This window comes from Neisseria dentiae (genome assembly GCF_014055005.1).
In the GTDB taxonomy this organism is placed as follows: Bacteria; Pseudomonadota; Gammaproteobacteria; order Burkholderiales; family Neisseriaceae; genus Neisseria; species Neisseria dentiae.
In genome coordinates this window covers 1,617,172-1,631,252 of the sequence record NZ_CP059570.1, presented here as the reverse complement: position 1 = coordinate 1,631,252, position 14,081 = coordinate 1,617,172, and the positions used below count along the sequence as shown (strand labels likewise).

Annotated in this window: 13 protein-coding genes and 1 pseudogene; 11 read left to right on the top strand and 3 right to left on the bottom strand. The window is 49.7% G+C overall.

Features of this window, described 5'->3' with window-relative positions; translation table 11 throughout:
• The first annotated feature begins 190 nt into the window (after positions 1–190).
• Entirely contained in the window at positions 191–1,573 is a 1,383-nt protein-coding gene (gene mpl, locus H3L92_RS07740; protein ID WP_085367102.1) for a UDP-N-acetylmuramate:L-alanyl-gamma-D-glutamyl-meso-diaminopimelate ligase, read from the top strand.
• Between the two features lie 655 nt (positions 1,574–2,228).
• Here mpl and H3L92_RS07735 read toward each other — a convergent pair.
• Together H3L92_RS07735 and H3L92_RS07730 are read right to left on the bottom strand one after the other, a co-directional pair.
• Positions 2,229–2,885, bottom strand: a pseudogene (locus H3L92_RS07735) (IS1595 family transposase).
• 49 nt (positions 2,886–2,934) lie between these two features.
• A protein-coding gene (locus tag H3L92_RS07730) for an IS5 family transposase (protein ID WP_115336337.1) occupies positions 2,935–3,686 on the bottom strand; the annotation gives its coding sequence in 2 pieces (ribosomal slippage) (positions 2,935–3,350 and positions 3,350–3,686; 753 coding nt in all).
• A gap of 26 nt (positions 3,687–3,712) precedes the next feature.
• Here H3L92_RS07730 and H3L92_RS07725 point away from each other — a divergent pair.
• Positions 3,713–3,931, top strand: a complete 219-nt coding sequence (locus H3L92_RS07725; RefSeq protein ID WP_085367027.1) for a hypothetical protein — start codon at positions 3,713–3,715, stop codon at positions 3,929–3,931.
• Between the two features lie 4 nt (positions 3,932–3,935).
• On the opposite strand, the gene H3L92_RS07720 is transcribed toward H3L92_RS07725, so the two are convergent.
• On the bottom strand, positions 3,936–4,073 hold the full coding sequence (locus H3L92_RS07720) for a DUF3149 domain-containing protein (RefSeq protein WP_085367026.1): 138 nt from the start codon (positions 4,071–4,073) through the stop codon (positions 3,936–3,938).
• Between the two features lie 313 nt (positions 4,074–4,386).
• Here H3L92_RS07720 and H3L92_RS07715 point away from each other — a divergent pair, with 313 nt between their 5' ends.
• The 9 genes from H3L92_RS07715 to H3L92_RS07675 all read left to right on the top strand — a co-directional run bounded on the left by H3L92_RS07715 (position 4,387) and on the right by H3L92_RS07675 (position 14,070).
• The gene (locus H3L92_RS07715) at positions 4,387–5,292 is read left to right on the top strand and encodes a LysO family transporter (RefSeq protein WP_085367025.1); all 906 of its coding nucleotides are present in this window, start codon (positions 4,387–4,389) and stop codon (positions 5,290–5,292) included.
• Between the two features lie 242 nt (positions 5,293–5,534).
• On the top strand, positions 5,535–6,311 hold the full coding sequence (locus H3L92_RS07710) for a DeoR/GlpR family DNA-binding transcription regulator (RefSeq protein WP_085367024.1): 777 nt from the start codon (positions 5,535–5,537) through the stop codon (positions 6,309–6,311).
• A 100-nt stretch (positions 6,312–6,411) separates the two neighbouring features.
• Positions 6,412–7,032, top strand: coding sequence for a glutathione S-transferase (locus H3L92_RS07705; RefSeq protein WP_085367023.1), 621 nt, complete (start codon positions 6,412–6,414; stop codon positions 7,030–7,032).
• 135 nt (positions 7,033–7,167) lie between these two features.
• Positions 7,168–8,856 carry a glutamine--tRNA ligase/YqeY domain fusion protein gene (locus H3L92_RS07700; protein WP_085367022.1) on the top strand — a complete coding sequence of 563 codons (1,689 nt, stop codon included), beginning with the start codon at positions 7,168–7,170 and terminating at the stop codon, positions 8,854–8,856.
• 231 nt (positions 8,857–9,087) lie between these two features.
• Positions 9,088–9,825, top strand: coding sequence for a hypothetical protein (locus H3L92_RS07695; protein WP_085367021.1), 738 nt, complete (start codon positions 9,088–9,090; stop codon positions 9,823–9,825).
• Positions 9,822–10,460, top strand: coding sequence for a lytic transglycosylase domain-containing protein (locus H3L92_RS07690; RefSeq protein WP_085367020.1), 639 nt, complete (start codon positions 9,822–9,824; stop codon positions 10,458–10,460). The genes H3L92_RS07695 and H3L92_RS07690 overlap by 4 nt, the downstream gene beginning before the upstream one ends.
• 153 nt (positions 10,461–10,613) lie before the next feature.
• Positions 10,614–10,970, top strand: a complete 357-nt coding sequence (locus H3L92_RS07685) for a TrbC/VirB2 family protein (RefSeq protein WP_085367019.1) — start codon at positions 10,614–10,616, stop codon at positions 10,968–10,970.
• Between the two features lie 247 nt (positions 10,971–11,217).
• Positions 11,218–11,511 carry a VirB3 family type IV secretion system protein gene (locus H3L92_RS07680; protein ID WP_085367018.1) on the top strand — a complete coding sequence of 98 codons (294 nt, stop codon included), beginning with the start codon at positions 11,218–11,220 and terminating at the stop codon, positions 11,509–11,511.
• A 114-nt stretch (positions 11,512–11,625) separates the two neighbouring features.
• Positions 11,626–14,070, top strand: coding sequence for a VirB4 family type IV secretion/conjugal transfer ATPase (locus H3L92_RS07675; RefSeq protein ID WP_085367017.1), 2,445 nt, complete (start codon positions 11,626–11,628; stop codon positions 14,068–14,070).
• Positions 14,071–14,081: the final 11 nt, after the last annotated feature.

Here is a 14,081-nt window from a genome sequence, read left to right as displayed (position 1 = left end):
AAGGTTGCTATCATACTGATTTATGTAAAGTTGTGCGAGAAAAAATTAAGGGTGCGGCGTGCGGTTTTGCGTATGCCGCGGGGGTGGCTTTGCGCGAAACGGCGGGGCAGGGCGGAAAAATCACCGGAAGAGGCCGAATGCGGCGCCGATTCGCTATATAATCACGTTTTTTGCGCACAGAAACCCAGCTATGAAACACATCCACATTATCGGCATCGGCGGCACCTTTATGGGCGGCGTAGCGGCGATAGCCAAAGAAGCAGGCTTTAAAGTAACCGGCTGCGACGCCAAAATGTATCCGCCGATGAGCACCCAGCTCGAAGCCTTGGGCATAGGTGTGCACGAAGGCTTCGATGCCGCGCAGCTGGATAAATTCCCCGCCGACTTTTATGTGATCGGCAATGTGGCCAAACGTGGCATGGAAGTGGTGGAAGCAGTGATGAACCGCGGCCTGCCGTATGTTTCCGGCCCGCAATGGCTGGCTGAAAACGTGTTGCAGGGTCGTTGGGTGCTGGGTGTGGCCGGCACGCACGGCAAAACCACTACCGCTTCGATGCTGGCATGGGTGCTCGAATACGCCGGTTTGGCGCCGGGCTTCCTTATCGGCGGCGTGCCGCAGAATTTCAGCGTGTCCGCCCGCCTGCCGCAAGCGCCGCGCCAAGACCCGCATTCGCAGTCGCCGTTTTTTGTGATCGAAGCCGACGAATACGACACCGCGTTTTTCGACAAACGCTCCAAATTCGTGCATTACCGCCCGCGCACCGCGATTCTGAACAACCTCGAATTCGATCACGCCGATATTTTCGCCGATCTGGCCGCCATCCAAACCCAGTTCCACCACCTTGTGCGTACCATTCCTTCAGACGGCCTGATTGTTGCCAACGGCACCGAGCAAAACCTGCAAGACACTTTAGACAAAGGCTGCTGGACCCCCGTTGAAACCTTCGGCACGGCATCGGGTTGGCAGACTGGCGGCGTGGCGGCCGACGGTTCATTCGATGTTTTGCTGCACGGCCGGCAGGCAGGGCGGGTGGCTTGGAGCCTGATGGGCGAACACAACCGCATGAACGCGCTGGCCGTGATTGCCGCAGCCCGCCATGCCGGCGTGGACGTTCAGACGGCCTGCGAAGCCCTGAGCGCCTTTAAAAACGTGAAACGGCGCATGGAAATCAAAGGCGAGGCCGACGGCATCACCGTTTACGACGATTTCGCCCACCATCCCACCGCCATCGCCACCACCGTGGCAGGCTTGCGTCAGAAAGTGGGCGCGGCGCGTATTCTGGCCGTGCTGGAGCCGCGTTCCAACACCATGAAGCTCGGCACCATGAAAGCCGCGCTGCCTGAAAGCCTGAAGGAAGCCGATAAGGTATTCTGCTACGCAGGCGGCGTCGATTGGGACGTGGCCGACGCGCTCGCCCCACTGGGCGGCAAGCTGCACACGGGCAAAGATTTCGATGCCTTTACGGCGGCGGTGGCGGCGGAAGCCCGGCCGGGCGACCATATTCTGGTGATGAGCAACGGCGGCTTCGGCGGCATCCACGATAAGCTGCTGGCTTTGCTGGCAGGGCGTTAAGCGTTGTGTACTGGATCTCAAAAGTTGGACAAATCTTAACGTAACCAAGGTATAGTTTTCTTGGATAGGCAAATATAACCTACATTCAAATATCAAGCCGTCGGGTAATATTGTGCACTCAAAAGCAACAGCGTACTGCTGATTTTTTCAATATCTACCGAATGTAAGTCCGATGTTGGATTGCTTCAAGAATCATGGAGCAGTTGAGTTTAAGGGGCAAAATGTGGCAGAAACAGATTAACTGGCATTTTTCAGTATAACTTCAAAGACGCTGTGCTCAATGAAAATGGCTGATTGACGTTACGGGGTTGGTTTAAATGCTGCGACGGCACGTTATACCTGTCACCGATACTGGTTTATACAACGGCAACATTCCCGCCTATTTGTCTCGATGACCTGATAACAAGATTGTGGTGCAGATGTACAACCGGGCGGTGTACAAGTTAAACGAAGAGAAGCTGCTGCATTCTGACTGGGTGTGCTGTACCGGTATGGTGGAGTTTGGCCCAAGCCAAGATGATGCAAGATATACAGTGTAAAGGCAACTGTTGGGACAATGTGCCGATGGAAAGTTTTTTTGTAGTGCTGGAGACGGAGTGTTTTAATTCGGAGATGTAGTATTTGTTTGGCTCTAGACTAGCAGCTTTATATAAATTTACTTTAAAAGCCTCCAAAGTTCGTGACTCAGTTCATCAGAGTTTCGGTTCCATCGCCATTCGCCTTCCTTCAGGTGCAAATCAAAGTTTTTGGTTACGCCGTTGAATTTGGCGAGCCTTCGTTTGGTAAAACTCCAGAAGCTTTCAATACCATTGGTGCCTGGTACCATCTGCAAACTTATTTTGTCCGTGATTAACGCGCAAATGTTTAGAGTAGCCGACATCGACCAAGCCGCTATAACCGCGCCAGCTATCAGAATAAATAACGCTCTCCAGAGAGACCTTTCCCAATATAACAGATTGAAGTGTTTGCTTTTTACAATCAGAAACGATTTCGGTATAAACTCTGCCGTCTCTTTCGAAAATACCAAAGACGGGTTGTTAAAGCATTCCTCTGCCACACTTTAACTTGCCATGGAAACCGCGCTGCCGTTTGGCACCAAAATAGCTTTCATTAACCTCTATGCTGCCGTATAACGGGTCTTTTTGCTCGCTTTGGTAGCGGTATATTTCGTGCCTGAAAATGCTATACCAGTAGTTGATGGTATTGCGGTTGAAGCCTGTCAGCAAAGCGGTTTTTGAGGCTTCTATATCGACACAAAAATGCTTGATGATTTTTTGAGCTGATAGTCACTTAACTTGGTGTTATATTTCATTTTTCTAGTCTAACAGAGCTATTCTGCTAGGGTTTGTCGACATTCAAGTTTACCTTAATTTCAATACGGCAGCAGCAAGGTAAATATTGGCAGCAAAAGATTGGTCGGTTTTTTCTGCGCGCATCGCAATCTTTTTGAATTCTTTGAGTTTGCAAAAAAAGTTCTCAATCAAATGTCGCCAGCAATACATCATCTTGTCGTGTTCCCGCTGCAATTTGCGGTTGTTACGCGGCGGAATAACCACCTTACTCCCCCTTTCGGTCAACTCTTCGACCAGCCAGTCGGCATCAAAGGCTTTATCCGCCAATAAAGCATCAAATTCCTTTTCTTTAATCAGCGGTTCTACGCCGCAAATGTCATTGCGCTGACCAGGCATCAGTTTGAAGTCAATCAGGTTCCCCAAAGCATCCACCATAGCCAAAATCTTGGTCGTCATCCCGCCTTTGGATTGGCCGATGGCCTGATTTCGAGTCCCCCTTTTGCACCCTGACCGTGGCGGTGAACTTTGACAATTGTGCCGTCAATCATGACATACTCCATATCGAGATCACGGTTCAGTTCTTCAAAAATATCATGAAAACGGTCGGCCAAGACCCATCTGCGGTAGCGTTTGTGGATACTTTTCCAATTACCGAACTCTTCGGGCAGATCGCGCCAAGGACTGCCGGTACGGATAATCCATAGTATGGCTTCTATAAATAATCGGTTATCGACAGCGGTTCGGCCGGCATCGCCAACTTTTCCTTGGCATAAAGGCTCAATTTTTGCCCACTGTGCATCGGTAAGAATATATCTGGTCATGAGGATAGGATACACTGAAAACTTGAATGTCGACAGACCCTAGTCTAGAGCCTTTGTTTTTAGACGGCCTATCTTTTTGTAAACATATATTTTGGTATTTTGGCAAAGTCATTCATGATTCCTTTAACAAAATGGGTGCCTACTTAGCTATGGGGAGAAAAGAGCAAGATGCGCAGATAAAAAAAGGGGTGGCACGCAGCCACACCCAAACACACACACATCAAGAGGAAAGAGATAAAAAATGAAAACTTACTGCTTTTCGGGGATTTTGCCTGCTTGGCGTTTCACCCAGAAAAATAAAACCGTGGCGATAACCATCACAAAAACAATGGTGAGCAAAGATAAAATGCCGACAGGCGATTTAAACAGTTCGTTGATGAGTTCCATTGTTTGCGTTCCCGTAAGTTTGGTTTGTGGTTATCGGTTTAGAAGCGATTATAGGTGAAAACGGTTATCAGGTTTTGATACAGGTCAAGCTTCCCAATATTGGTGCGGGAAATCTGCTTTGCCGGGTGCGGATAACCGGCGGGGAGGGCGGGGCGGATTCGGTTATAATCGCGTTTTTTGCACAGATTTGCTGCGCCGGCCTTGGGGAGTGCCGTCGGCCGCGTTGCGGCGGTATTTTTGGTTTAAATCCGCTTCGCCAGCCTTCTGACTACACTCCACCAGCGCGGGGCCGTCTGAAACCGATGGATATTGTATGAACAGCCTGATTACCCTGATTTCGATTTTGGTGCCGCTTTTTCTCGGGTTTTTCATCAGTTTGCCGAAACCTTATCTGAAAGCGGTGGATAAGGTTTTGGTTTGGCTGGTGTATGTCATTTTGCTGTTAATCGGTGTGTCGCTCTCGCAGGTGGAAAATTTGGGCGCGCAGATCGACACCATCATCGGTGCCACCGTTTTGCTGTTTGCGTGCATTATCGGCATGAACCTTGCGGTGTTGATGTGGTTCGACCGCCGCCATCCGTGGCAGACCGCAGGCGGGGGCAAAAAGGCGCGGGTGAGCATTGCCGGCAGCGTCAAGCAGGTGGGCTGCGTGGTGTTGGGTTTTTTGGCCGGCGAAGCCTTGCAGGAGGGCTGGCTGCCGCCGGAAAGTTCGGGCACTTATTGCCTGATGCTGCTAGTGTTGCTGGTGGGCATACAGTTGCGCGGCAGCGGCATCACGTTGCGCCAGGTGCTGATTAACCGCCGCGGCGTGCAAACCAGTATCTTGATAACCGTGTCTTCGCTGCTGGGCGGGCTGCTGTTTGCCGCGCTGATGCCCGAAGTGTCGTGGAGCAAAGGTTTGGCGCTTTCGTCTGCTTTCGGCTGGTATTCGCTGTCGGGTATTGTGATGACCGAAGCCTACGGCCCCGTGTGGGGCAGCATTGCGCTGCTGAACGATTTGGCGCGCGAGTTTTTCGCGCTGGTGTTTATTCCCGCGCTGATGCGCCGCCACCCCAGCGCGGCGGTGGGTGTGGGCGGTGCCACCAGCCTCGATTTTACGCTGCCGGTGATTCAAAGTTCGGGCGGTTTGCAGGTTGTGCCGCTGGCCATCAGTTTCGGTTTCATTATCAATGTTATCGCCCCGTTTCTGATGGTGGTTTTTTCGAGTATGCGCTTTTAGTGGGGCGGCTTGCCGCCGTGTGGTTAATTTGGCACAATGCGGCGGATAAGTTTTAACGGTAACAGATATTTACGGAGTGTAGTCGATCGCGTTGCGGCGGTATTTTTGGTTAAAATCCGCATCTGCGGCGTTAAAAATGCTCGCAAGGTGTTCAACCTTGCTGCGCTTTTTGCCTCAAAAAACCGCTTCGCCGGTCAATTGTCGACAGACCCTAGAATTCCAACATTATTAAAGAACACACCATGCCGCCACGCATCCAACGACACGAAAAAATCATCGCCCTTGTGCGCGAACACAGTTTCATGCCGATCGAACAGCTTGCCCGCGAGCTCGACGTTACCCCGCAAACCATACGCCGCGACATCAACCAGCTTTGCGAAGAAAACCTGCTGCGGCGTTATCACGGCGGCGCCACTTTGGGCGACAGCCTCGAAAACGAAGATTTCAACGCCCAAAAAGCCAAACTGCAAAGCGAAAAAGCCCATATCGCCGATTTGATTGCCGAGCATATTCCCGACAACGCTTCGCTGTTTTTGAGCATAGGCTCCACCATCGAAGCCGTGGCGATGGCGTTGGTGAAAAAGCGCAAAGGCTTGTGCATCATCACCAATAATATTCATGTGGCCGCCATCGTGTCGGGGCGCAGCGATTACACCGTGATTATCACTTCCGGCGTGGTGCGCCCGATAGACGGCGGCGTAACCGGCGTGGCCACGGTGGATTTCATCAACCAGTTTAAAACCGACTATGCCGTGTTGAGCGCATCCGGCGTTGATGCCGACGGTTCGCTGCTCGATTTCGACTATAAAGAAGTGAGCGTGATGCAGGCCATGATGGAAAACGCCCGAATGCGCTATCTGGGTGTGGACCACAGCAAATTCGGGCGCAACGCCTTGGTGCGCATGGGCAGCATCGGCGAATTCGACGCCGTATTCACCGACCGCGAGCCGGACGAAGCGATGTGCAAACGGCTGGAGGAAGCGGGCGTGAAATGCCTGATTGCCGATAACGGAAAATAATGCAGAGGCCGTCTGAAAACGCCATATTGTTTTTCAGACGGCCTTATTGATGCGCATATCCAAACAGAATTTTTCCCGATAACAGCAGAAAGGAAGCAGCATGAAACTTTGGTATTCCACCACCAGCCCCTATGTGCGCAAAGTCCGCGCCGTGGCCGCACACCACGATTTGGGCGGGCGGATCGAGCTGCTGAAAGTAACCTCGTCGTTCGATGCCGCCTCGCCGCACAATCAAAACAACCCGCTCGGCCGCATACCCGTGCTGCAAACCGACGGCGGGGAATGGCTGCTCAACAGCAACGTGATTGCCGAATATCTCGACACTCTGGGGCAGGGGCGAAAACTGTATCCGCAAGATAACGGCCACTGGGAAGTGTTAAACCTGCACGCGCTTGCCGAAGGCATTTTGGAAAACACCGTGGCGATGATTGCCGAAAAAATGCTGCGCCCCGAAAACGAATGGTGGACGGCGCGCCATGCGCAGATTAAAGCGCGCAACGAAAGCGCGATTGCATTGCTGGCCGAACGGGTGCAACCCTACGGCACAGATTTGAACATCGGCACTCTTTATGCCGCGTGTGCGGTGGATTTTTTATTGTTCCGCAACAACTTAACCGAAGCCGAAGCCGCAATCTCCGCTGCCGGCCTTGATGGTTGGGCGGCCGAAATGAACCGCGCCCACGCCTGTTTGGCCGAAACCAAACCGTATGTTTCAACCTGAATGCGCCGCTATATGCCGGCATGCAAGGCCGTCTGAAAATAATGCCGAAATAAGGTACAATCACGCCTTTGCCAACGCATTATTTTCAGACGGCCTTAATGATTATCCGGCCGCCTTCCCGTAAAGCCCGACACCATGATGAACAAAGACCAATTCGCCGACAACCACTTTATCCGCACCATTATCGAAGACGATTTGCAAAGCGGCAAACACCAAGCCATCCACACCCGCTTCCCGCCCGAGCCGAACGGCTATCTGCACATCGGCCACGCCAAATCCATCTGCCTGAACTTCGGGTTGGCCTATGTTTACGACGGCCTGTGCAACCTGCGTTTCGACGACACCAACCCCGAAAAAGAAAATCAGGAATACGTTGATTCGATTAAAGAAGACGTTCACTGGCTGGGGTTTGAGTGGGCCGGCGAGCCGCGCTATGCCTCCGATTATTTCGACCAACTCTTCGATTACGCCGTCGGCCTGATTAAAGACGGCAAAGCCTATGTCGATGATTTGACTGCCGAAGAAATGCGCGAATACCGCGGCACGCTCACCGAGCCGGGCAAAAACAGCCCCTACCGCGACCGCAGCATCGAAGAAAACCTCGATTTGTTCTACAAAATGCGCGACGGCGCCTTCCCCGACGGCAGCAAAACCCTGCGCCTGAAAATCGACATGGCCTCGGGCAACGTAAATATGCGCGACCCTGTGATTTACCGTATCCGCCGCGCCCACCACCACAACACCGGCGACAAATGGTGCATCTATCCGATGTACGACTACACGCACTGCATTTCCGATGCCATCGAAGGCATCACCCATTCGCTGTGCACGCTCGAATTCGAAGCCCACCGCCCGCTTTACGACTGGGTGCTCGACAACATCCCCGCACCGCATCCGACCCGCCCGCGCCAATACGAATTTTCACGCTTGGAACTGCTGTATTCCATCACCTCCAAACGCAAACTCAACCAACTGGTGAGCGAAGGCCATGTTTCCGGCTGGGACGACCCGCGTATGCCCACCATTTCCGGCATGCGCCGCCGCGGCTACACGCCCGAAGGCCTGCGCCTGTTTGCCAAGCGCGCCGGCATTTCCAAATCGGAAAACGTGGTCGATATGAGCGTGCTCGAAGGCGCAGTGCGCGAAGAGCTGGAAAACTCCGCCCCGCGCCTGATGGCCGTGTTAAACCCGATTAAAGTAACGCTCACCAATTTTTCAGACGGCCTCACCCAAAGCCGCAGCGCACCGTTCCACCCGCATCACGAAGAAATGGGCGAACGCGAAGTGCCGATTGCGCCAACCATCTATATCGAAGCCGACGATTTCAGCGAAAACCCGCCCACCGGCTGGCAGCGTTTGACTTTGGGCGGCGAAGTGCGCCTGCGTTACAGCTATGTGATTAAGTGCGACGAAGTGGTGAAAGACGGCAACGGCAACATCGTCGAACTCAAATGCAGCATCGACCACGACACCTTGGGCAAAAAGCCCGAAGGCCGCAAAGTGAAAGGCGTGATCCACTGGGTTTCCGCCGAACACGCCGCCGAAATCAAAGTGCGCCTCTACGACCGCCTGTTTACCGTCGAACGCCCCGACGCCGTGCGCGGCGAAGACGGCGCTTATCTGCCGTTTACCGATTTTCTCAACCCCGAATCGGCGAAAGAAATCACCGCCTACGCCGAAGCCGCCGCCGGCAACCTGCCGCCCGAAAGCCGCTGGCAGTTCGAGCGCTTGGGCTATTTCGTTACCGACCGCCGCGACCACAAACCCGACGCGCCGGTGTTCAACCGCACCGTGGGGTTGAAAGACACTTGGCAGGCGAAGTGATAAGATAGGATCTTGAGGAAGGTAATTTAGAAAAATCCGTTGGTCACATATTTTAACCGTTGTTTTGAGAAATAATGCGATATGAAAATAAATGCGTTATTATTGATAACAGCAAATTAAATGGGAAAGTATTTTATAGCTGGTGAGCATTTTTTAGTTTTTTTGATTTGATGCATGGTTTCCCAGCTTTTAAATACTAAATAATAAACATAGTCGATAAAGGGCCGTATTATGAATATTCAAAAAAAGGCAGCAGTTGTTTTAATGGCTGCGCTTTCATCTGTTGCGTTTGCGCATACCGACAACTATCAAGATTTTTATCGTACCAGTGGTTGTCGCTTGATGCTTTGTCTTCAAAATCCCAACGGTCCGATGGCTGTTCAAGAGTGCCAGCAGGATGTCCAAGCGTTTTTTACTGAATTGGCTTTGGCATACTATGGCCACAACGTGAGTATTCCGATCTGTACGCCAAGCATGAAAAACGGAACTTTCTTCACTATCGGGAAAGTATATGAGTTTGTTCCTGTGTCAAAAGATGGTACTGTAACGGGATATAGATGGGATCAGAAGAATCAATTTGCCATTTCAACCTATATCGGTAATAAATCGTGGCGTAATTGGGCTTTCAGCGGTAAGGTAAATCCTGACTCAATGCAGGTTGAGAATATGCAGGTTGGTTTGTTGGATACTATGAGTCAGGAAAGTTCTAGATTTTTAAGTGTACAGCCGTGGGGGGCTAAAGGTGTTCCGTCCGGCGGCCCTTATGCTTCGGCTATGCCCAAAGGTATGTCATTGACGACCTACTTCCCAAATGAGAAATTGTTAGCAGCAGTAAAAAATAAAAATATTAATAATAATGGCATCGGTTATGGCAGAAACCGTTTTAGTAACAGTAAGCAAAATGCTGAGACTGTACGTTATGTGAATGCATGGAAGAGTGCGACCGGTTATAAAGAAGGGGTCAAATGATAGATTGTGGAAATCTGCATGTTCCACCTACTGTTATGCAGCATGTAGTAAGGGTGGAGTCAAGTTTCAACCCTTATGCAATCGGGGTGGTGAAAGGCAGGTTAAGTCGTCAGCCTAAGAACTTGCCCGAGGCGTTGGCTACGGTAAAAATGCTGGAAGAAGCCGGATATAATTTTTCGGTAGGTATCGCCCAAGTAAACAGGTATAACCTGAAGAAATATGGCTTGAGTAGTTATAGCAAAGCATTTGACGTATGCTCCAATCTGCGAGCAGGATCTAAAATTTTGCAGGAGTGCTATATTTCTGCGGGGCGCAACTGGGGTAAGGCATTTAGTTGCTATTATTCGGGTAATTTTGTTACGGGTTTTCGCCATGGTTATGTGCAGAAAGTATTCAATTCCATGCGGAAATATGGCGGTTCTCAGGCTATTACCGTTTCGCCTGATACCGTTTCAGTTGCTAAGGTAACAAGGGCGGCCAAGATGGAGGCTGATACAACTCCGAGATCCAAGACTATATCCCGTCCACGGGTCGCTGTTGCAACATCGTCTGCCATATCTAGGCAGCCTGTTTCTGATGTAAAAGCACAATCGGAGGCAGGAAGAGAATTGCGCGATCGTGCATTTGTGTTTTAAAATTTGACGTTGTTTATTTTTTTCTTAACTTAAACAATAGCTTTATGTAATAAAGCAAAAAGTTGTATCGTGTTATAAAGGCAACAGGTGGATAACTTGAGCCAAGCTGTTTAAATTTGTTCTCAACCTCAAATATGAAAGGTAATTTTGATCATGAAGAAAAACTTCTTAACCCGCGGGAAGCAGTATTATCAAAACACTTTGTTCTCAGCAATGATGCTGGCTTCAGGATATACGTTTGCAACCACCACTGGTGGTGCAGGTACAAGTAATAACCTTGGCGAGGCTTGTGACAAAGTTAGTGGCTTCTTCGGTAATATTCAAAGCATTTTGCAAGTGTCTTCAATTGCAGTGGTAACCGTTGCGGTTATTTTAGCCGGTTATCAGATTGCTTTTGCACATAAACGTGTTGCCGATGTTGCCCCGATTTTGATCGGTGCATTGGTAATCGGTGCTGCAGGTCAAGTTGCCAGCTGGTTGGTTGGTGACTATAGCTCTGCCAACTGCTAATGGCTATACCAATTTGGATTCTCAAGTTTAGAAAATAGAGTGCGCATCAACCATGTTGCTATTATCATATTTTTAAATTTCAATGTATGATTTGGCAAACATGGTTGATGTATAGTGGATTAAAATAAGAATGCCGAAGTAGGGTAAAACGATTCTTTAGCATATCGCCCAATTGCAAGTTTGAATGCAGTTATTTCATTTCGGAGTTTTTATTTGAATTCACTATAATAAAATAACTTATTTAAAAATGAAAAAAGATACTGTTTTTAGGGGGTGTACCCGTCCGCCAATGTTTTTAGGGGTGCCTTATATACCGTTTTTTATCGGTGCGGGTGTTCCATTGCTGATGGCGATGTATTTGAACCTGTTTTATTTGCTGGGTGTTCCCGTGGTGATTTTTATTCTGCGCCAGATTGCCAAGCAAGACGAGATGATTTTCCGGTTGTGGGGGTTAAAGATGCAGTTTTTATTTTTAACACGCAATCGTGCACAAAACAAAGGTATGGCGGTTGTTAACCCCAATCTTTACCGAAAGAAGTGAACCGAATAATTAAAAACAGCTTAAACGCGACCTTACTCATTTTAAACTTACCTAAACTTGCCATAAGTGCCAGAAAGTAAGTTAACCCGATAATTTAGAAAGAAGCACATCGTGATGTTCAGCCCCGATACCAGCAGCAATCAGTTTATTACTTTATCAAGCCATGTTGCCCCTACTGTTGCGAAAACCACGGGTGGCGACTATCTGATAACTTGGTTTCTCGGCGGCTTGCCTTTTGTAGGCCGTGATGAATGGGAAATCGAACATAAGCATAAAACTTTCAACCGTCTGCTGCAAACACTGCGCGCGCCGGATTATGTGAACGTTGCCTTTTGGGTGCACGATATCCGTAGGCGCGGCAAAGTGCGGTTAAGCGGAAAATTTGATGAAGTATTCAACCAAAGTGTACACAACGAGTATTTCAATGGTTTGAGCACACAAAAAATTATGAATAACGAGCTGTATCTCACCATGATTTACCGCCCCGTTGTTTCAAATAAAGGTTTGGTTGATAAGCCTTCCGAAGTTAGCGTGCTTGAGCATATACAGAATCAGGCGATTGCCAAAATCACAGAGTTGGCAGCCAACGTGGAAGCTGTTTTAAAAGATTATTCACCCTATCGGTTGGGGATGTATGAAGCATCCAACGGCATGGTTTTTTCAGAGCTGCTGGAGTTTTTCGCTTATCTGATTAACCGCATCGAAGAGCCGGTTCCGGTTTTAAATGCTCCTGTTTATGATTATCTGGCGGTGAGTAAACACACATTTTCCCCGAAAAACGGCGATTACATTATCACCACGCCTGATCAGAAAAACCATTTCGGGGCAATTTTAAATATCAAAGAGTATGCCGACGGCACTTGGCCGGGTATTTTGAACGGGTTGAAGTATTTAGATTTCGAATATGTGGTTACCCACAGTTTCAGCCCCAAAGGCAGGCATGATGCACTCAAAACGCTCGAGCGCACTCGCGGCATGATGATTTCTTCCGGTGATAAAGCAGTATCACAAATTGCAGAGCTGGATAAAGCGATGGACGAAGTTTCATCAGGCAATTTCGTGCTAGGGGAATACCATTTTATTATGGCGTTATATGCCCCTACGCAGGAGCAGCTTCATCAGCAGATTGCCTCGGCAAGGGCGGAGCTTTCCAATGCCGGCTTTGTGTCGTCTAAAGAAGACGTTGCCATTATGGCTTCTTTCTATTCACAATTGCCGGGTAACTGGAAATACCGCACCCGTTTAGCCAATATTTCATCGCTGAACTTTTTAGGTTTGTCGCCGCTGCACAACTTCTCCAGCGGTAAGATGCACAATAACCCGTGGGGTGATGCCGTTACCGTTTTACAAACCACCAACGGACAACCATATTATTTCAATTTCCACGCCACGCACCCGGGTGAAAACTCTTTGGGCGAGAAAGCCATTGCCAACACCATGGTAATCGGTAAATCAGGTACGGGTAAAACCGCACTGATTAACTTCCTGCTGAGCCAAGTGCAGAAATTCGATCCCAAGCCGACAATTTTCTTTTTCGATAAAGACCGAGGTGCAGAGATTTTCGTGCGTGCTTGCGGCGGTAACTACATGGCGCTCGACAACGGCGCGCCCACTGGCTTTAATCCGTTCCAATGCGAAAACACTGATGCCAACGTGCAGTTTTTATCGGGATTGATTAAGCTGCTGGCTGGTAAAGGCTCTTACAGCGCCTCTGAAGAAGAAGACATCCTGCGCGGTGTACGTGCCATGCTCGATACACCTATGGATCTGCGTAGCATGACCAATTTTCAGAAAAGCCTACCCAATTTGGGTGACGATTCCGTGTTTGCACGTATTCGTAAATGGACAAAAGGTCATTCGCTGGGGTGGGTGTTTGATAACCCCGTCGATACTATCGACCTTTCACGAGCCAACATCATCGGGTTTGACTATACAGAGGTGATTGATAACGAAGAAGTGCGAACGCCTGTTATCAACTACCTGCTGCACCGTTTGGAGGAACTGATAGACGGGCGTCCGCTGATTTATGTGATGGACGAATTTTGGAAAATTCTCGACGGCGAAGGCGGCTTGAAAGAATTTGCCAAAAACAAACAGAAGACCATCCGTAAGCAAAACGGCTTGGGAATTTTCGCCACACAGTCGCCCGAAGACGCACTGCGCAGCGATATTTCAGCCGCCCTGATCGAGCAGACGGCTACCATGATTTTATTGCCCAACCCCAATGCCGATAAAAAAGACTATATCGACGGTTTGAAGCTTACCGAAGCCGAATTCGACGTAATCGTCAATCTTGACGAGCGATCCCGCTGCTTTTTGGTGAAGCAGGGTCATACCTCGGCTGTGTGCCAGCTTAACCTGCGCGGCATGGACGACGTTTTGGCCGTGATTTCCGCCAGCACCGACAATATCGACATCATGCAGCGGATTATCGGCGAAACCGCACAGCAAAACGGCATCAGCATCGAGCAAGTGCGCCCCGAGCAATGGCTGGAACGCTTCTATCGGGAGCGTAAAGGTTCGCGCAGCAAACCTGCCGGCCACAAAGAGGCCGTCTGAAAAAACGCCGC